The following is a 19899-nucleotide window of genomic DNA, read 5'->3' on the forward strand; positions in this document are numbered from 1 at the left end:
ATCCCATCGGCAGTTGCGGGTGAGGAACGGCTGCGACGGGTCAGTGAGCTTGGCGATCTCCATCCCGGTTGCGGGTGACCATCTCGTCAGCCCGAGGCGTCTGCATCCACGAGTTGACGACCAGGATCCAGAACCCCGACAGCCAAGCACCGACGCCGACGAGGACCGAGGAGAGGACGTACGTTCGGTCCGCGACCCGCTCGCGGCCGTACAGCAACACGCCGAGAAAGACGGCTTCCAAGAAGAACGCCATCTTCGCCTCGAACGCGAGTGGCCCACCAATCAGTTCACCGGCGATTGTGGCGAACTGCGGGAAGTTCGTCCCGAACTGGAAACTCATCGGGATACCGGTGACCGTTCCCATCACGAAGCCAACGGCGAACACCTTCACCCAAAACGAGCGTAACCGCGCATACCGCTGCTCGTTAGTCCGTACGTCTTTCCACGTGAAGTAGATAATAAACGGTGCGAGCCCGATCGAGAGAGACGCGAAAATGATGTGCACGGAGATCGTCCACCCGAACTGCATACGGCTCGCGATTTCTGGAGAGAGCAAGGCCATCCAACCCAGGTCGACGGTGGATAGAAGTGTCGCTGGGACCATGGGTAGACACTGCGGGGCGCAATATGATTAGTCATTAGGCGATTTCCCGAATTTCGGGATACCCCCACAAAATTTTATAGGTGAGGATATAAGTTCCCAAATACCCTAGAAAAGTTTGGGTTCTGATATACGCCGGGTTTGGAAACGAGAGGAACAGCATTGAACCTCTCGACGCGAGGACCACCGAGGCCGTGCGAGAAAACTGGTGCTATCAGAGGGAGAGGGTGGTCTTCGGTAGGAACCTAACCGCTCACGCTGCGCCGTCAGTGAGTGACGACAAAGATCTATCACGCTGAAACCCCGTCAAATCGTACAGACCTCTGTTATTGGGTAATACTGGTAAAAGAGTTCGCACAATCTGCTGGCTATCAGCGTCTCATAGAACAGCTCACAGGGTTGTTGGTTTCAGGACAACCAAGGTGAATTAGTGAGATAATGGTAGCTTCCCTATTCAGGTGCCAGCGGGACTCGTCGCTTCTCGTGTTGGTCTATCCCCCTAACGTCGAAAATACTGGTCAGTCGGTGGCTTGGTCGCTCTCCCCGGTGAGTTCCCATTCGATGACGTGATCCTCGCCGTAGGTGGCTTGATGGGTGTCGCGGAACTCGAACACGTCTTCTAATGCGTCAATCTCGCGCTGGAATTCGCACAGCGTACAAGTGACAATATAAGGCAATATATACCACCTTATATTGAATTAGGGTCTGTAGCGGGATAAGCCTGCCCGCCCATCCCGGAATCAGTTCGGCGTTAACAGTCTTGACAGAACCAATCACTCGTCGGTTGTTCTGCTTGGTTCGGATTCATCCTCCCGGATATAGTAAGGGAAAACCTTCTGTAACGGTGAATTAGCCAATACACCTTTTCACCAGTTGCTCGTATGGTGTCCATGACGATTGAAGCGACGTTCACTGCGACTGAAGGCGAATTTCCACTCGCTGCCGTCTTCTCGGAGTTTCCGACCGCCGAAATCGAATTGGACCGCGTTGTTCCGACCGACGAAGTCGTCGTCGTGTTCAGGGTCTGGCGAAGTAACTCTCACCGCTGAAAACGAGGTGTTTACCGTCGATGAGACGTACGACGGATTTGAGTTCACGCTCCGGAATCAGACGACGGCTTCGCTGACGATTACGCGGACGAAGGCGTGGGAAATCGAGAGACACACATCTGATGGCTGGGAGCAAGTCGCAACGGAGGTCGGTGTCGCGGAAGGTAAGACTCGGACGCTGGACTGTGGCGAGGCACACTCGTGGCATCACGCACTCTTCGAACATCCGACGCTACCTAGTCGCAAAACTACGTACCTATTTGAGAATCTCTCCGAGGGACTGTACAAATTCTCGGTAACAGGGAATCTCGAAACTGGCGTGGAGATTACTCGTGAAACCCAGTTCGAGGTGCAGAGACAACTACCACCACAGACCAAGACTGATGAATAAGCTCCCCTATCTGAACACTGCCGAACGAATAGGCCCCCAAATATTCCCCTCGTCAGCGACAATCCCTTGGTATGGGTGAGAACTGTGATAAGTGTGGGACGGAACTTGGCTCATCTCAGGAACGCCACCAGCGGTACCGAATCGAGCATCCGTCGGATTCGGTCGAGACACTAGAAGGGCGTCTGTGCTCGGATTGTTTCTGGGAGCTCAAGGAGTGGCTCGAAACGGAGGAGGTCACGTAACTGCGTTCCACTGATTGAGCGATACAGCTTCTGTCCTTACTAATCTACGCTCGAATCTAGTAGCCGTTGAGAGTTTCAACAGAGCCCCAAATTTTCACCCGCCGTACTTTAAGTGAGTTGTCCGACGAATACCCCGTATGAGCACGCTGGCGGACACGATCCATATCGAGAACGTTGTTGCATCCAGTGATCTCGGCCAAGAACTCGCCCTCGACCAACTCTCCACAGACCTCCCCGGCGCCGAGTACAACCCAGAGGACTTCCCTGGGGTCGTCTACCGCTTGCAGGAGCCGAAGTCAGCCACGCTGATCTTCCGCTCGGGCAAAGTCGTCTGCACCGGCGCCAAAAGCGTCGATGACGTTCACGAAGCTCTCGGGATCGTTTTCGGTGACATTCGCGAGTTAGGCATCGATGTCACGAGTAATCCGCCCATCGAGGTGCAAAACATCGTCTCCAGCGCAAGTCTCGAGCAGTCGCTGAACTTGAACGCGATTGCGATCGGCCTGGGGCTGGAGCAAATCGAGTACGAACCCGAACAGTTCCCCGGGCTCGTCTACCGCCTTGACGATCCCGATGTCGTCGTCCTCCTCTTCGGCAGTGGCAAACTCGTGATTACCGGCGGGCAAAACCCAGACGAAGCCGAGCAAGCACTCGCTCACGTCCAAGACCGACTCACCGAACTCGGCCTGCTTGACTGAGCCCATGGTCTCTAAACCGATAGCTGTCCGAAGGGAGTCATATTGTTGGAGTGAGTGACAGCCACCCGTCCCTGATCGCTGAAAACCGGGAAGTTACTCGCTGAGGTCGACGTACTGTTGTTCCCAGTCGCGACGAGCAGTAATCTCTCGGTGACCACGCTGTGTGAGCGTATAGGAGTTTGTGCGCTCATCGAGTTCGCCCTTCTCGACGAGGCCTTTGTCGACGAGGTCGTCGAGATTCGGATAGAGCCGGCCGTGATTGATCTCTTGTTCGTAGTAGACCTCAAGTTCGTCTTTGAGTGCGAGCCCGTGTGGTTCCTCAAAGTCAGCGATCACGTACAAGATGTCCCGCTGGAATCCAGTTAAATCGTGCATCCGTCTCTTTGCCTTCTACTGGGTTGAATAAGTCCCCTCTGATATCCTAGTGGGTCTTGCAGTCCTATGGCCGAAAGCCGCAGTGAGAACCTTCGAACCTTTATGTGGTGGGCAGGCGAAACCTGCGATGGAATGTCTGACCTGATCGTCAAAGCAGCCGTAAAGGACGAACTTTCGGAGCACAACGTCTCGGCCGATTTCTACGCCGCCCTCAACGAGGAAGTCGCTGAACTGCTCGATGACGCCGCCGACCGTGCCGAAGCGAACGAGCGGAAGACGGTCCAGCCCCGCGACCTGTAACTCCGGATTTCGCGAGTTCACTCGTCACTCGAAGATTTCCTTTTGAAGGTTCTGTGTCGAATTAAGCAGACGTCCATGGCAGACATGCGTTTCAAACTCCGCCACAACTACTCTATTTGGGACGAGACTGAGGATTTGGTGTGGTTTCTTGCCGATCGTCTGATCTCGGTTCCATATGACAAATTCCAGATAATGGCAGGTCTCTGTGGAAACTCTCAATAGTTAATAGATCCTGACGTGGGTTGGTACGTACAGGTGCTGCCCTCCCCCACAGTTTTCCCCTCTGCGTGGTGATGATGTATTGTGAATTACCCGTCTCTCCGGGGGTATGGAGCGGTTCTCGTTGTTGGTGTCGCGGTCATCTGTATGGGCGTGATTGCGCTCGGCTTCATCATGCCCACCCGGCTCTTCGAAAGTACTGTGGGATTAGTCGCCTTCTTCGCCGCCGCCCTCCTGATGGTCATCTGCGCAGTTGTTGCGAACTTCTACGATCTACGAGAGGTTCTCCACGAGGAATTCGGCTGAATCTGCTTATTTAGGCGGTGTGGTAGAACCTCCTCGATAGTATTTCTTATATAAGTAAGCCCATATATTATTCACTAGAAAATAACTCGCACAAAAAGCATATATGGCAGCATGGAACAATACCTGATATCGTTCAAACACACATACCCAACTAACGAATGTCACAGAATACCGTCAACACCACTGTCTCAATCAAGCCCGCCGATGCCTTATTCCTCAGCTGGGCAACCGGCATCAACGCATCCGGGCTCTTCCGTGAAGCAGTGGCCGAGCAAATGATGTATCGAGACATCGACCGCGACGAACTCTCGACGCTCACCGAAGAGGCACTCACTGAAACCAGTCGGGACCTCGACGACCTCCTCGAACAGACCTCCAGTATCGAGGACTTGAACGCCCTGCTCGAAACGGATCCCGCCTCCGACTAACAGATACACCACCAGATGAACAATCCACCCTCTGACTCGGCGAGCGATGCATCGGCCACTCAGTCGCTCTCGGCCAATAGCCAGTCGCCCCAGTCCTCGAGCAGTAACCGTCTCAAACCGACTCTCACACAGGCGCGTCCACGAGTTATATCCCTCACGATGGGGCTCGCGTTCCTCGTCGTTGCCGTCGGTCCAGCCGCCGCACAGAGTCAGGTCGGCAATGTGTACTGCAACACTGGCGTCGCCACCGGTATCGATCTCGTATTTGGGGCGATCGCAGGCCTTGGCCTGCCCGCAACCGGCTTCTACACTGGGAAAGCTGGTCTTTCATATATGCGCGCCGGCGGTAACCCTGAGAAGAAGAACGATGCCAAAGAAAAACTCGTCATGTCCGGTATCGGTTTTGGCATCGTCGTCCTCGCATTAATCTCGCCCACGCTCATCGACAATGTCGGCAGTCAGATGGGCTTCGGATTCTCGGACTGCGTGAAGCCCTTCTAGCCCCCATCTGAGATAGCTAGCTAACTGTCCCCGCTCCCCTCGCCCGGAATAGAATGCACGCCCGAACGATAGGCGCCGCACTTGCCCTACTCCTTGTGAGTGGCACTGTTGGGATTGGCGTTGCAGGAGACATACATATCGAAATACCATCTGATTCCGGAGATGCAGTGCCTGACGATGGACCCGACTACGGCGTGAACAACAGCACCTTCCAGCGGCTCTGGTCGGAAGACATCGACAACGGTAATCTCTCGGCCGACGATTTTAATGGGGCAAACGTCTCATCACGCGCCGAATTCGCTCACCGACTTGCCCAGTCGACAGACATCCCGTTCGCTCGCCCACCTCAAGCCGCCTCAAACTGGAATAGTGGTGACTTCGGCGATTACAATCCTGGCGGCCAAGATACGTCTGTCTACCCTGCTGGTGCCTCCCTCGAAGACGGTGTGTACATCAAAGATGCGTATGCCAGTATCTTCGCCGTTCAACCCTCAACAATTCTCCATCAGACAAACGGGACGACGAAATATGTTCCCCCAGAGGGACAGGTCCGGGCACTCAGTGACTACCGCGTTGCTGTTCCTGAGGGAGACCAGACCGGCCCACACCGTGAACGCTGGTCGATCGACCGCACGAGTATCGAGTCTATGGAACTCTCCGCAGATGGTCGAACTATCGACACCGGAAGCGGCCATCAGACTACGCTGCAGTACACCAACCTCTCGGGATCACCGCAGCTGATCGTCGAGACCAATATCACGGTAACGCTTCGTCATGTCACACTGGATTGCCCAGCCTGGAACTCCACGAGATCCAGTTGTGGCGGGGATTGGAATCGCGTTGTCGAAACCGTTGAAGCGTCAAAAACGGTATCGGCATCACAGACCGTCGTCGTTAATCAACTCTCCGGCATTTCTGGAAACCGCGTCCAGTTTGAGGCACGCGAGGACCAGGTCGGTGCTGTCGTCCATCCGAATACGGAGTGGTCGACGATTACGGTCGACGGCGATGTTCGGGCCCGAAGCAATTGGTGGTTCTACACGGCCGGACGATCCGGCTGGCAGACGATGCTCACGAGCACCGCGACCAACACGTCGCGTACTGAGTCGTCGGTGCGTCCCGTCCAAGTTCACGCGTTCCCGAGCCAGCAAGCGCCGTACGTACCGACCGAACCGACTGACAACGGGAAGCGCCCACTCGTTATCGAGGAAACGTGGGGCACAAAGCAGTCAGGGCCGTCGCTGCCAGCGAACATTGACCTCGAGTCTGCCAATCCGTATGTGAATGCAGATTCGATTGCCCTGAGTTCCACAACCCTCGACGAGAGCGCCTTCCGCGAGGTTACGGTGCAAGGAATCGTCCGCGAGCAATCACGAACGGTGTCCCTATCCGAGCAGCAGACCGTCCGAGAGACGAATCTCACCCTATCTGTCACCGAAGCCAACGCTACCCACGCGGTCGTCCGTGCGACGGTTACGGAGAACGAGACCGATGACGCTGTCACGACTGGCCGCGTGACAATCGGCAACCAGACCACGGCACTCAACAGCAGCGGAATGGCCGTCACCACCGTCTCGTACCCGGCGATTGCCGTTCGTGGCCAGTACACCTCGGCCGCTTGGTGGCGGACTGATCAGCCCTATTCAGCGTCGGAAGATGTCGCAAAAACCCCTGCGAACTTCCCCGACCTCAAGTCGCTCATCCAGCTCGTCGTCGTGACGATGCTCTGGTTCATCCCCGTCGCTGTCCTGGTCTTCGGCTTCGACTACATGTCCGGAGGCGAACTCCTTGGACTTACAAAGAGAACATGAACGACAACACAAGCTCTCCCAATCACAGCAGGAGTCTCGATCGTCGAACAGTTCTCAGTGGAGTCAGCGGTACCCTCGTCGCACTCGCTGGATGCACAGACAATCCTGATACTGGCAGCGACACATCCACTGACAGTACCGATACGACGACTGACTCACCGGCATCCCAGTCAAACGTTTTCACGGGCGTTCGATTCGATGGCGGCCAGCTCGTCGTCACACTCGCTAGCGATACGTCCGTGGACTGGGTGCGTCGCTTCGGACCAGAGGAGAATCTTTCAGAGAAGGCGAAGGTCTCACCAGATGGAACACAAGCTCAGTTCGATCTCGTCGGACAGAATACCGACGGCTATACACCAGGAACGCACCGGCTCGTCGCCGTCAAGAACGACGAAACGCTCGGTGAGATGCCGCTCGACCTCACACCGGATGTGGCGCTTACCGACTTCCGGTGGGCGAAGAATCACCCCGATATGGAGTGGGACAAGTCAGCGAATAACTGGGAGACACATGCCTCATTTGTATTGGAGAACACGGGGAGTGGGCCAGCAATGCTCGCTCGTACTCGATGGCGAGATGCACCGTTCGTCCTCCGCACTGATGAGGACGAACAGGCGTTCGACCATACGACGCCGCTCCCACCGGGCGAGACCACGACGGTCTACGCGAGACCGCCAGTCTACGAAACAAGTGGCGGTCTCGTCGGTGCTTCTGCCGTCGAGTGTGAAAATATCGACGCAAAAACGCTTCAATTGACTGCCGTCGTTGAGCCGGGTGCTAACCTGTCGTATTTACAGACGATTGAGTACGGCGGCGAAGAAGGAGCCTGTGAACTCACGATTGTCGATCGTGAGACGGCTGGCCCAACCCAGACGGCGGCGAACGGGAGTGATACTTGATATGGGATGGCTGGAAGAGGAGGTTGAAAATGCCATTAATGACGTCCTCATCGAGATAAAGGACGGGCTGCTTGGATTAGCAGAAGACATCTTCCAAGCACTCTTGCAGCCGATTGTCGGTGTTCCTGCTCCAGAATCCAATTCCCGATACATCGTCGTCGGCGCACCATCGAACGATCCGTGGCAATCAATCTACCAGGATTTCTATCTCCCGTATATCCTGCCACTGACAGTTATGTTGTTAGTTGTCGCCCTCGCCTTTATCGGACTCCGGGCAGGATCAATTAGCGAGTACCGCCGCAAGCGACTCCTTCGCCGGATTGGCATCGTTTTCATGGGGGCATTTGTCTGGTTTCCGTTCATCTCGATTCCACTCCAGTTCGTGAACTCGATTGGGATGACGCTTGCACCCCTCGAACAGATGTCATCTGGGTTTGGGGGAATTGCGAAAGCAGGACTTGGTGGCCTGATTGGGGCGTTAGTGATGGTATTCGTAGAGAATATTCTCCTTCTCTTGGCCGCAGTCGTCTACGGTCTCCGGTGGCTCGGTGTGATCGTACTGACGCCATTGATGCCGTTACTTGGCGTACTATGGGCGGTGGACGTGTGGCCGGTTAATTCCATGTCGAATATCGCACGCCGGGGAGCAAGTATCTATCCGGGCCTCATCATTGCTGGAATTCCGGCAGCAGTCTTGTTTCGACTCGGATGGCAGACCGATCCGGCTAGCGGTTTGAGTGCGTTGTTCGCGTTGATTCTCGGTCTGTCGCTCATCCCGGCAGCCTGCATCACGAGTATTCTGACAGTCTATTGGAGTGCACCAACACTTCAGCGGATTGCCCACTCCAGTGCGGGAGCAACCGCGAAAGGTGCGCCGAAGGCGAAGAATGCCGCGAAGAAAGGCACTGGGAAATCAGTTCGTGGTGCCCGGAACGTGCATCGAGGATACGCCCAGAATGACCATGGACCGGTGACGAAGAGCGGACAAACCCAGATCGGGAGCGGCGATTCAAAAGCCTACAAACTCGGGTCGTCCGCACAGTCAACGAAAGACCACGCAGGCCGCTACAACAACCTCCGGAAATCACGGACAGGCCGGATGCGCGATAAGACGAAAGAAGACGTGAGTCAGGCTACACAGGCAGCGAAAGCCCGGTCGAAGCAGGCGTTCAGGAATACGAAAAACAAGGTTTCGCGGTGGTGACGATTCATGAGTACAAACACTGACGATCACGAGTATAGCGCACGACGGATTCATCAGTCCCTCGGCGGGACGACCGCGTTCTTCCGGGGGTACACCATCGGCGAGATCATGCTGTTCGTCGGCGTGGCGTTCGTCACGCTCGTCGGCGCAGCCTTCGTCCCGGCGACCTTTACGATCCCAATCCTCGGGTTCGGCATCATGCTCGGACTCCTCCTGGGATTACTCCACAAGGTGAAGCCCTCCTACCTGTGGCTCACCGAGTGGCTGGCCGCCCGCCTCGGCTGGGCAGTCAAGAACAAAGAGTACACTCACGGAGAAGACAATCGCGAGGTCCGTTCCCTGACCCGCGTTGGGCAGGTCTTCCCGCACGCTATCGAGCGGTCGGACGGCGCGCTCGTCGGCGCAATGAAAGTCGAGCCAGCGAACATGGCCCTCGAAGACGACGAGGCGTGGGCGAAAGCCGTGGACTCGCTCTCGGAATTCGTCAATGCGACCATCGACTTCCCCGTGAAGTTCTATATCACTAGCCGGGAGGTCGACCAGGACGACGCCGTCCGCGACCACCAGCGTCGCCTCGGTGACGCCGACGTCCGCTCGCGACCCGTGCTCAAGCGATTGCTCGAAGAGTATATCACCACCAACACCGACCAGAACGGCGATATCGACTCCGAAAGCACGACCATCCGCGAATACTACATCATCACCGCCGTTCGCGACGCCGATGTCGAACAGCTCGACGAAACCGGTGATAGCGTCCTCGCCTACCTCGCCGACATCCCTGTCGTGGGGCGCGTGTTTGGCCGATTCCAGTCCGATGGTTTCCCCGAGGCCGAACGCGACCGACTCAAAGAGGACAAGCTGGAATCCCGACTTGGACAGATCCGCCGCGGCGGGTCCTCGCTGTACCGCTGTTCGGTCAGCCCCGTCGACGCCTACGACCTCACCCGTGTGACCAAAGAATACTGGACCGGACGCACTGAGGAGTACGGCGACATCACTGACGCAATCGGTACGTTCCCGGTCGTTTCACACGGCATTAGCGACGACGTGCCGTCGACGCCCGACCCAGACGACGTTGTCGACGCGATGGACGATAGCCAGTACAGCAGGCATAGTCCTTCGACCAACGGTCACGACCAAGGGAGCGACGAGTCGGACGTCTTTATCGATGACCTTGACAGTGAAGACAGTGAGGCCGCAGAAACGGACGACGAGGCGGACGTCGACTATGAGGACCGTCTCGATGACACGTCGACGATCCACCAATCGATTATCGCGCCGTCGACAGTCGACTGGGAAACAACCTACGCCGTCATCAACGACGACACGTACGTTCGGACGTTCTGGATTGAGCAGTTCCCGGAGGAACCTGCTGACGGGATGCTCGAGCGATTGCTGCTAGAGACCGAACTGCAGACGGACATTAGCATCCATCTCGACCCGTTCGACAATCAGTCGGCCGAGGACATGATGGCCGACTGGATATCGGACTTGAAGGTCAACCAGCACGACTCGAACAGCCTCAAAGCCGAGGATCTCCAGGACGATATTGACCGTGGGAAGTTCATGCGGTCGCTTGTCCGCGCGAACAAAGCGTCGTTCTACCGTGGCGGCGTCTTCATCCGACTATCCGCCGAGAGCAAGCAGGAACTAGATAACCAGTCGACGCGCCTGCGCTCGATTGTCAAGGACGCTCCCGCGAACTGTACGCTCAAAGTAGCGAACCGCTGGCAGGAGAAGGGGCTTGCGACTGTCTCACCCCTTGGTCGGAATGAACTTGGTCGCGACCGGATGTCGACGCTAACGAACCAGGCAGTCGGCGCGATGTTCCCGTTCAGTTCGAACTACATGATGATGGACGAGGGCGTCGAGTACGGCTACCACGGTCATAACGGCTCACCGGTCCAAATTAATCCGTGGGAGCTCGAAACTGGCCATAGCGAACTTGTCGTCGGGATGCCCGGTGCGGGGAAGACGTTCGGCGACATCATGCGTCACTTGCGGATGATGAAGCGCCAGCAGGAGACGATGCTCGTCATGATTGACCCGGTCGGCGGGTTCAAAGGCATCGCTGACGCTCTGGACGCGAAGACGATCACGGTGGGTGGCGACACCCAGCTGAATCCTCTGGAGATACGCGAGACACCACAGGAAGTTCTCAACGCCGAGGACGGCATCTCACCGCTGTCCGCGAAGAAAGACGAGGTGTACGCTGTGCTCGAAAACTTCCTGACCGCTCGCGATATCAATCTCGGAACCGAAACGGGCGTGCTCTCGTACGTCATCGACGAGGCGTACCGGCAAGCGGGTGTCGTCGAGGACGACGTGTCGACGCACACGCCCGAGAACTCGCCGACGATGACGGATGTCCACCGTATCCTCGCGGATGTAGCGGAAAACCCCGACGAACATAACATCGCTGCGTCCGACTCTGCCCGTGAACGCGCCGCAGAGTACGCGGACGAGTTAGCGATTGCGTTCCAGCCCTTCCGTGAGGGCGGATCGTACGACAACCTCGCGGAGCGCTCGGAGGTCGATATCCTTGAGGGCGACAACAAGGTCGTCTATATCGACCTCGGGCAGATTGAGGGGAGTGCGTCGGGGATCGACCGCCAGACATTCTTGATGCAGTTGCTGTTGTCTACGGTCTACCAGCAAGCGAAGAAGACTGACCGCAACGTCGAACTCGCTATCGACGAGGCGCACTACCTCTTCGAGGATCAGGCGAATCTCGATTTCCTCGAAACGGCGTTCCGGCACCAGCGCCACGCCGGTCTACGGATGGTGCTGCTGTCCCAGACTGCCCAAGAGTTCTACGAGACTGACCAGGCCGAGAAGATTCTCGGCATGTGCCCCATCAAGGTTTTCCACAAACTACCCGATTTGGATGACGAGACGGCCGACAAGATTGGATTGACGCGTGAGCAGCGCCAGTACGTTCGCGGGGCCGACGCGGGCAAGGAGGACCTTGGCTACAGTCAGGCGCTCGTCCGCGTCGAAGAACACGGAACATACCCGCTGCACGTCGTCGCTGACGAGTTCGAGAAGCGCGTCATTGACTACGAACCCAACGACCGCGCGTTCATCCAGCAGGCGATTAGTGCCGAGCCCGAGGATCTTGTCGACTTCGAGGGCTTCGTGGAGGATCAGGCGCAGATGAACGCGCTCACCAACCGCTACGACCTCTGCGAGGAAGAGGCCACTCGCATTCTTGATGAGGGGTTCACCGAGGACGAGATCGTCGAAGCGGTCGTCGCGAACGCACGGCAGAACGAGACGGTGGAGGCATCCGCATTCACTGACGGCGGAGACGACGCTGTCCAGTCCGATGAGGAGGGTACTGACGATGTTTAGGCAACTCCTGGGTGGCAACCCGCAGTACGACGCCACACAGTTGGAATTCGAAGAGCCGTTCGTCCAGCACCCAGAGAGTGCGCCGGGTATCTTGCTCAGGATTCGCCCGTTCAAAGAGAATCAGGGAGTCGTCGATGGCGCCGGACTGCTCCAGTCTGTTCACGACGTGACGACGAACTTCCGGGGGAAGAACACGAGCGACCACCATTCCTTCGAGGTCTGGTTCGACGAGGGCAAGATCAAGTTCTACGTGCACGCTGCGACCGAGGCTGCTGCCGACAAGTTCCGTCGCCGTGTCGGGAACAACTACGCCAACAGTGAGGTGTTCCCTGTCGAAAGCGGGAATGCATTCCCCGTGATCGATCCTGGCGAGTACGTCGCCGGTGCATGCCTCGAAATGGAGAAACTCCCCTACTATCCGATTCGTCATCACAATAGCGACGAATGGGCGACAGACCCGTACGGCGAAATCACGAGCGAGATGCTCTCACTCGACGACAGCACAGTCATCACGCAGGTTGTTTTCCGTCCCGCGAAGCAGTCCTGGACTGACGGCGACCGGTTCAAGCACAACAGCGTCGACGATCTTGCCCACGCTCTCCGCCAGGGAACCTCTGTGGGCTGGTTGAATCCCCGCACGCGGCCAGCGAGCGAAAAGGACAAGCAGGCTGCCAAAACCATCGAACAGCAGCGCGGCCAGCAGGCGTTCCACGTCAACATCCGCGTTCTCGCAGCGTCCACGGACAAAGACGAAGCCGAGTCCCGTGCCCGCGGTGTCGCCGGAATGTTCAGAAAATACTATAATGCAATCACTGAGCAGGGCCTCAACGATACGCCAGTATGGCATCGCAAGGACGGCAAGCGTGCGAACCAGCTCCGGCAGCACGTCGACAAAATGGCTAACCGCGAATGGACTGACCGTCGCATGATTATGACTGTCGACGAACTTGCTGGCGTTGCCCACATTCCGAACAACGAGATTGAGACGCCGAACATCGACTGGCGCTACACCCAGCGCGGCGACCGCGTTCCCGCCGATACGGACCAGTACGAGGAATCTGCGACCAGAAAGCGGACTGATGAGCGACCGGACAGACAGGGAGGACAGGATAGTGTTTGACCGATTCTTCGGTCGCGACGACAACCAAGACGCTACCTCGGATGCCACATCAGAGAGCGACGACACGCCACGGGAGGAGGGGACTGACGGAAGCCTCGAGGTTGACGCAGGTGCGATGGCTGATACAAGCCCGAATCAACAGTCACTGCTTGGCGAAGCGTACGATATCACCGAGCAAGATACGGACTACGTGGGGAGTAAGCCTGTCATCACTGAGACGCTAAACGAGGGCACCGTCGCCGGCTCACACGTCCGCGAGATGCTCGAATCCGGCGTCGATACCGGTCCATCGCCGCTGTGGATTGGGTACGATGAGGATGCCCAACGAGGGTTCCGTGAAGCCCCGCTCCGCTTCGAGTCGCTCTTTCGCCACATCTGGATCACGGGTACCACCGGGTACGGGAAGACCACAGAGTTACTGAACATGATGGTCCAGTGGGCATATTCGGGGTACGGATTCGTCTACTTCGACCCGAAAGGCCGCGACTCACGCGAACTCCTACGAATGCTCCCCGAGGACCGACTCGACGACGTCGTCTGGATCGAACCCGGGTCATCAGGGCATGACAAAACGATTGGGCTAAATTTCCTCGAAGTCCCCGACTGCGAGACCGAGGAGGAGCGTGAGAACGAGATCGAGAATCGCATCGAGAACCTGAAAGCGATCTTCGATACGGACGAGTACTGGGGGATCAACATGGAGTCGATCACCGAATCGATGGGGCGGGCGATGATGCAGTCTGACCAGCCGTTCTCAGTGATCGATATGTACTTCACGCTGTTGCACGCCGAGCGCCGTGAAGAGTTCGCCCATGATGTCGAGGATCCCTATGTCAGGGAGTTCTGCCTCGAAATCGCGCGAATGGACGACGAGACGGTCCGACCGCTGCTCAAGCGCATCAAGTCCTGGGTCGAAAACTCGGTTATCCGGCGGATCATCTCCCACCGCGAGAGCACTATTGATTTCCGCGACATTATCGACAACGACCGGATCGTCATCGTCCGGACGCCCGTCGAGAACACGGACATCAAGAAGATGGTCACACTCGGCGTGATGCGAAACCTCTGGAGCGCCATCCAACAACGCTCCTACGAACACGATACTGATCCAGACCCCTACTTCGTGCTCTGTGACGAGTTCGACGACATCGCGAGCGAGAACCTCGACATCGAGTCGATGCTCGCTCGCGCCCGGTCGATGCGACTCTCCGTAACCCTCTCCTCTCAGTACCCCTCGCAGTTCGGTGAGGACACGCGCAAGGCGATGCAGAACAACTGCGACAACCTCATCGCCTTCTCCGTGAACGACGTCGACGACGCCCAGCTCTTGATGAAGCGATTCCGTGACTACACTGCCGAAGACCTCATCTCAACCGACCAGTACCAGGCCTGGACGAAACTCCCACTGGATGGCGGCCGGTACTCCGAACCTGTTCTCCTCCGGACGTTCCCACCGTATCCTCCACTACGGTCATCGGATGCAGTCGACGATATCATCGAAGCGAGTTTGGACCGGTATGGAACCGACCCGTTGACCGACGCGGAAATTATGCAGAACCTCATCTACAGCGACGCCAACGAAGCAGCGGACCCGACGAAAATCTTGGCCGAGACGATGGCTGACGCGATTCGCGCCGTCCAAATCCGAGCGGGTGTCCGCGAGGCAAATGGCTGGGTGGACGTCACGGCTGTCGACGAGGAACTGGCGACGCGCCTCGAGAACGCTCATCCCGACATCGACTACGCGGACGATGACCTACCCGAGGTCCGTAACGCGTCGCGGTTGATCGACGTCGAGTTGCAGGATGGTGATGTCGTGACGCGACTGTCCGAGGCCGGCGAAGCAGAAGTACAACCTGAAACGGGCAACGTCGAGTCGGCAGGCGGGTCTGACCACGATGCAGTGCTCGTGGAGACCGAGCGGGCCCTCACCGAGCGCGGGTTTAGCGTCGAGATCCTCGAACAGGACGGCAGCGAGCAACCCGACGCCATCGCGACGCACCCAGATCATAACGTCGTGTTCAACATCGAGGCCGAGACGACGACACCGGATCGGCCCGCAAAAGTCTTGCAGAACCTCAAACGAGCACACGATTCGGATCGCGTCCCGATCTTCGTTGTTCGGCCCGGTGATCCTGAGACGGAGTGGGCGTCACGGGTCGAGAATATCCTCTCGGTACCGCTGCAAGAGCGAGCGGACGGCACCGAACAGTTCTATAACTGCGACGAGGTCGTGACCTTCGGCGGTGGTGCAACAGCCCACGGCGGCGTCACCGCCGTTCGGCCCTGTACATCCGACACGAATCGGACAGTCTGGACGCGTGACGACGGGAAGCGGGTGCTGTCGGATGGTGAGACGGAGTTCGCCCGCGTTCCAGATGATGGACTGCTCTCGAAAGATGATATGCCAGCCTACTACAGTCACGACCGCGAATCCGGCCAGTACACCGTCCACCAACCCGGCGAAACGCGGACGTACGAGTCGAGCGAGGAGTTCGAGGCGGAGTGGACACCTATCAAACGGCCGTTCCTCCCTGACGTCGACCTGCCAGACGCGGAGTATTCGCGCGACAGTTACCTCGTTCTGATACTGCCAAAAGACGGCAGTCCCACACTCTTCCAGCAGGGTGACACACACGAACTGCCTGCATCACCGGACTACGAGGAACTATGGCTCGACAATAGCACCGGTGAACATAGTCAAACTCCAGACTCAGGGGAGGCTGCGGAGTCGGGCCCGTCGGCTGGATCAGCTTCATCAGCAGCAGAGGGAGTGGAGATCGAACCTGATAGTGACGGCATCGAAGCGTTCGCGGCGATGTACATCAGAGAGGCTGATGGGGCGCAGGTTCCGAAGGCGACTCTGTTTCAAGCGTACTCGAAGTGGACTGACCAGCTTGACATCGATGGGACAAACGCGAGCTGGTTCGGTCGGAAGCTTTCGAACGTCATCGAGTATGAGGATGACCGTGTCAGAGACGGCGACGATTTGGTGACGGTCTACTCTGGTATCGATCTGACCACAGACGGATTACAGCTCCTTGAATAACTCCTCCTTTCAGAATTATGAATCCAATTCACGCGGGTTGCCGACTGGCTCACTTTGCTGCATCGGCCTTATCCCAATTATCCCTTGTTAGCCGTTCTATCCATCAATCTCTAGTTCCTTATCGGGGTTGTTCAGGGCAGCGCAGCCGTTCAGGTCAGGAATCCGAGGGTTGTTCAGGGGAAAATCACAGCACGGGAGTAATGTTCAGGGCAAATCGAAGGCCAAAACCAACTAGTATAGAACGGGATGCCCCCGTTGGACAGGACAGCGAACAGCCCACCGGGTGGTTGGGTGTTTATCAACATCGTGATAGTGGCTGGACGATGTTCAGATGGACGCTTACCGCGAGGGGAATCGATGGTGTCTGAGTCGTCGCTTGATGTCTCGGGGCTCCCCCGAGGGGGTACGTGAGCGCGAGCAGTGGGTGTGCTGGCGCGAAGAGGAGCGAGATGGGAAACCGACGAAGATTCCGGTGACGCCGGGGGCTGGTGGGTTCGCGTCGTCGACGGAATCCGATACTTGGAGTGATTTCGAGACGGCACTCGAGTACACCGGGACGGAGCACGCTGATGGCATCGGGTTCGTGTTCACCGACGACGACCCTGTCGTCGGCGTCGATTTGGACGACTGTCGCGATCCCGAGACCGGCGACGTCGACGATGCCGCGCGGGACATCATCGAGCGATTCGACTCCTATACGGAGGTGTCACCCTCTGGCACCGGCTATCACGTTCTCCTCAGGGGTGAACTCCCGGAGGGGCGGAACCGTCGCGGGAGCGTCGAACTGTACGATACGGCGCGGTTTTTCACCGTCACCGGCGACCACGTCGACGAGACACCGACTCACGTCGCCCGCCGGCAGGACGCGCTCGCGGCGATTCACCGTGAGTACGTCCAGGATACCGATGGCGATACGGCGTCCGAGTCCGAACCCCGTGGCACGGCTGACGGGGAGTCAGCAACGAGTGGTGCAGTCACCGTCGATGTTGACCTCGAGGATGAGGAACTCCTCGAGAAAGCCCGGAATTCGTCGAACGGCGAGAAGTTCGAGCGGCTCTGGAACGGAGACACGGGCGGCTACGACAGCCACTCCGAGGCAGATATGGCGCTGTGTTGTCTACTGGCGTTCTGGACCGGCGGTGACCAGACGCAGATGGATCAACTGTTCCGTGAGTCCGGGTTGCTTCGCGAGAAGTGGGACGAGGTTCACTACGCTGACGGGTCGACATACGGCGAGAAGACCATCGAGCGAGCAATTGCGACCACTTCAGAATTCTACGAGCCGGACGCCGGCGACGACACCACGGATGCCCACGGCCCCGCTGCCGACTCGTCTCCAGGTGGCGACGCCGGTGACTCGGAGCGGAGTCGCGCGTATCTGGCCGAGAAGAACCGGCTCTTGGGCGAGCGCGTCGACGAGCTCGAGGCGACACTGGCGGAGAAAACCGAGCGGATCGACACCCTCGAAGCAGAAGTCGAGCGACTCACCGAGGAACTCGCAGCTCGTGACCAGGAAATTGAGCAACCCCACGAGGAGCAAGTCGCTACTGCGTGCGAAAGCAGTAGCGAGTCGGAGACACGATCCGTGTGGAGACGATTATTCGGCGGGGACTCGGAGTGAATCTCCAACGGGAAGGCCAGTATTAACCAACACCCACGATGTACTCCGGTGGCTGTTGGTTAATCGCTATGACGACATCAACTCAGGATACTTCGCGTCGTTGAAACAGGGAGCCCCGCCCTCAAGGAAGCGTCTGGCGTCGCTGAGTAGATCGAGGTAGTTCACTCGAACGGATTAGCAACGAGGTCCGCGATAAAGCCCCGACCTTCAATAACTGATGTGACATCTCCGATATCGGCGGCGCTGAGCACGTCTTCAATAGCCTGTTCAGCCTTCGTATCGCTCACAAACACGGTGACATAGGTTGCGTCACCTGTCGCGTATTGATAGGCGAGTCCCGCGAGAATCGTGTCCGTTTTTTCAATTTCGTCTTCGGTGACATCCTCGGCGGAGAGATTCAACATACGCGTCCGCGTTTTATCTACAACCTCAGAGACGCCGGGCGTCGAAAAGTCGATTCGCCCCGGTTTGAGCCATCCAGCGTTCTGTGCCGCCCGGAGTCGATCTCGCTGGTAGGCGTACGCGTCCGGGCTTTCGCCCATTTCCTCAGCAACGTGCCCCGGAATGTACACGGTGAGGTTTCGGTCTGTCACGAACTGCTCGAGTGCCTGATACTGTTCGTTGTCAGGCCCACCCATCGAGATGAGAACGCTACTATCGATAATGGCCGTACTATCGCGTGGGATCTCTGGCTCCAGCGCCATCAGTTGGCCCGGTCAAGATACGGATCGTATTCCACAGCCTCTTCGATTACGTCTTGCAGGGCCGTGAATACCGTCATTCCCTCGACGGGATGGACGCCGAGCTTGTTCGCGCCCGTCCGCTGGGTAAAGTCCCCGTCCATGATCCGGAGCGTGTAGTGGAGAGCGGCGGCCAGTTTGGGGATTCCCTGGCGGTCGACGAACACGCGGATATCCTCCGTATCTCGTTGCCGGCCGATCGCATCGATCAGGACGGGTGTCGCGGTGACGACCCCGTGGTCAGTATCCAGTTGGAGGTGAATCGGCTCAACAGTCACCGTGGTCGGCGTCTCGTCGTCATGCCGAGTAAGGATACCCATCTCCTCGAGTCGTCCGAGATACTTGTATGTGGTCGAGTGCGGTATGTCGAGTTCCGTTTTGATTGTCTCGATCTCGACGGCCCCATCTCGGAGGATAAACGTGTACAGCTGGGCGAGCTGGGGCGTGTTCAGCAGCTCAGCGTAGGTGAGGAAGTCATTGAACGTCTCCTCGGGGTCAGTCTGGGTGCCCGCGATTCGGTTGTCGGCCGACATCACAATACACATTCTATGGATAGTGTATTAACTCTTGCCCCATCGGAGCTGCGCTGAGTAGCTGATACGGTAGTTCTTTTCCACTGTAGATCTGGACAACCGCGCTGGTACGTAGATTTGCGTATCTATCGCCGCACTTCCTCGGAGATTAACTCGGCTAATGGTACCGGCTGGTTGTGTGGGGAGTTACTGATACTGCTGCTACATAACGGTAGTCAGGCTATCGGCGAAACCCTCAACTGGGATTAGTCGTGAGCGACAGTTGTGTTTCGCAATGGCCCACCACAGTCGGGACACTCGTCCTCATGTTCCGGATTTTCGACACCAGCTCCACACTCTTGACACACATACAACGTGGATTCGGAGGGAGCAGGGCCCATTTCCACCATAATCAATCATTATGTATGGGAACAGATAAGGTATGGGGACTATTTTGCGAGGAAAGTGTGTTGGGCCGG

At 57.5% G+C, this 19899-nt stretch carries 17 protein-coding genes and 1 pseudogene; 13 read left to right on the plus strand and 5 right to left on the minus strand.

The genetic code is table 11. The features are described 5' to 3' along the window. Window positions 1-604, minus strand: a pseudogene (locus tag GJ634_RS00625) (cytochrome ubiquinol oxidase subunit I); the annotation flags it as partial. An 887-nt stretch (window positions 605-1491) separates the two neighbouring features. Between GJ634_RS00625 and GJ634_RS15235 the strand changes: the two are divergent. Together GJ634_RS15235 and GJ634_RS00630 are read left to right on the plus strand one after the other, a co-directional pair. Next, the gene (locus tag GJ634_RS15235; RefSeq protein WP_010904016.1) at window positions 1492-1650 is read left to right on the plus strand and encodes a hypothetical protein; all 159 of its coding nucleotides are present in this window, start codon (window positions 1492-1494) and stop codon (window positions 1648-1650) included. A 770-nt stretch (window positions 1651-2420) separates the two neighbouring features. Then, entirely contained in the window at window positions 2421-2981 is a 561-nt protein-coding gene (locus tag GJ634_RS00630) for a TATA-box-binding protein (protein ID WP_010890411.1), read from the plus strand. A gap of 93 nt (window positions 2982-3074) precedes the next feature. Here GJ634_RS00630 and GJ634_RS00635 read toward each other — a convergent pair whose 3' ends face one another. Further along, window positions 3075-3356, minus strand: coding sequence for a PadR family transcriptional regulator (locus tag GJ634_RS00635; RefSeq protein WP_010904014.1), 282 nt, complete (start codon window positions 3354-3356; stop codon window positions 3075-3077). Window positions 3357-3488: 132 nt separating this feature from the next. On the opposite strand from GJ634_RS00635, the gene GJ634_RS00640 reads away from it, so the two are divergent. The 11 genes from GJ634_RS00640 to GJ634_RS00690 all read left to right on the plus strand — a co-directional run bounded on the left by GJ634_RS00640 (window position 3489) and on the right by GJ634_RS00690 (window position 18168). Continuing rightward, a complete protein-coding gene (locus tag GJ634_RS00640; RefSeq protein ID WP_012289549.1) occupies window positions 3489-3656 on the plus strand; it encodes a DNA-binding protein in 168 nt (55 codons plus the stop codon). 366 nt (window positions 3657-4022) lie between these two features. Next, window positions 4023-4181, plus strand: coding sequence for a hypothetical protein (locus GJ634_RS00645; protein ID WP_010904012.1), 159 nt, complete (start codon window positions 4023-4025; stop codon window positions 4179-4181). A gap of 158 nt (window positions 4182-4339) precedes the next feature. Further along, window positions 4340-4609: a hypothetical protein gene (locus GJ634_RS00650; protein ID WP_157499915.1), complete on the plus strand. Its 270-nt coding sequence runs from the start codon at window positions 4340-4342 to the stop codon at window positions 4607-4609. A gap of 15 nt (window positions 4610-4624) precedes the next feature. Next, window positions 4625-5110, plus strand: a complete 486-nt coding sequence (locus tag GJ634_RS00655) for a pilin (protein WP_157499916.1) — start codon at window positions 4625-4627, stop codon at window positions 5108-5110. A 53-nt stretch (window positions 5111-5163) separates the two neighbouring features. Then, window positions 5164-6921: a hypothetical protein gene (locus tag GJ634_RS00660; RefSeq protein ID WP_157499918.1), complete on the plus strand. Its 1758-nt coding sequence runs from the start codon at window positions 5164-5166 to the stop codon at window positions 6919-6921. Next, window positions 6918-7820: a hypothetical protein gene (locus GJ634_RS00665; RefSeq protein ID WP_157499920.1), complete on the plus strand. Its 903-nt coding sequence runs from the start codon at window positions 6918-6920 to the stop codon at window positions 7818-7820. The genes GJ634_RS00660 and GJ634_RS00665 overlap by 4 nt, the downstream gene beginning before the upstream one ends. A 1-nt stretch (window position 7821) precedes the next feature. After that, complete coding sequence (locus tag GJ634_RS00670) at window positions 7822-9024, plus strand: hypothetical protein (RefSeq protein WP_157499922.1); 1203 nt, start codon at window positions 7822-7824, stop codon at window positions 9022-9024. Between the two features lie 6 nt (window positions 9025-9030). Continuing rightward, window positions 9031-12378 (plus strand): VirB4 family type IV secretion system protein, encoded by a 3348-nt coding sequence (locus GJ634_RS00675; RefSeq protein WP_157499924.1) that lies wholly within the window; start codon window positions 9031-9033, stop codon window positions 12376-12378. Then, window positions 12371-13498, plus strand: a complete 1128-nt coding sequence (locus GJ634_RS00680) for a hypothetical protein (protein WP_157499977.1) — start codon at window positions 12371-12373, stop codon at window positions 13496-13498. The genes GJ634_RS00675 and GJ634_RS00680 overlap by 8 nt, the downstream gene beginning before the upstream one ends. Next, entirely contained in the window at window positions 13458-16547 is a 3090-nt protein-coding gene (locus tag GJ634_RS00685) for a TraM recognition domain-containing protein (protein ID WP_157499926.1), read from the plus strand. The genes GJ634_RS00680 and GJ634_RS00685 overlap by 41 nt, the downstream gene beginning before the upstream one ends. A 379-nt stretch (window positions 16548-16926) precedes the next feature. Beyond that, on the plus strand, window positions 16927-18168 hold the full coding sequence (locus GJ634_RS00690; RefSeq protein WP_157499979.1) for a hypothetical protein: 1242 nt from the start codon (window positions 16927-16929) through the stop codon (window positions 18166-18168). A gap of 161 nt (window positions 18169-18329) precedes the next feature. Here GJ634_RS00690 and GJ634_RS00695 read toward each other — a convergent pair whose 3' ends face one another. The 3 genes from GJ634_RS00695 to GJ634_RS00705 form a co-directional block, all read right to left on the minus strand. After that, window positions 18330-18872, minus strand: a complete 543-nt coding sequence (locus GJ634_RS00695) for a hypothetical protein (RefSeq protein ID WP_157499928.1) — start codon at window positions 18870-18872, stop codon at window positions 18330-18332. Next, window positions 18872-19441: a helix-turn-helix domain-containing protein gene (locus tag GJ634_RS00700; protein WP_157499930.1), complete on the minus strand. Its 570-nt coding sequence runs from the start codon at window positions 19439-19441 to the stop codon at window positions 18872-18874. The genes GJ634_RS00695 and GJ634_RS00700 overlap by 1 nt, the downstream gene beginning before the upstream one ends. Window positions 19442-19686: 245 nt before the next feature. Then, window positions 19687-19830: a rubrerythrin-like domain-containing protein gene (locus GJ634_RS00705; RefSeq protein WP_157499932.1), complete on the minus strand. Its 144-nt coding sequence runs from the start codon at window positions 19828-19830 to the stop codon at window positions 19687-19689. Between the last annotated feature and the right edge of the window lie 69 nt (window positions 19831-19899).

It is taken from the genome of Halobacterium sp. CBA1126, assembly GCF_009741975.1.
Taxonomy (GTDB): Archaea; Halobacteriota; Halobacteria; order Halobacteriales; family Halobacteriaceae; genus Halobacterium.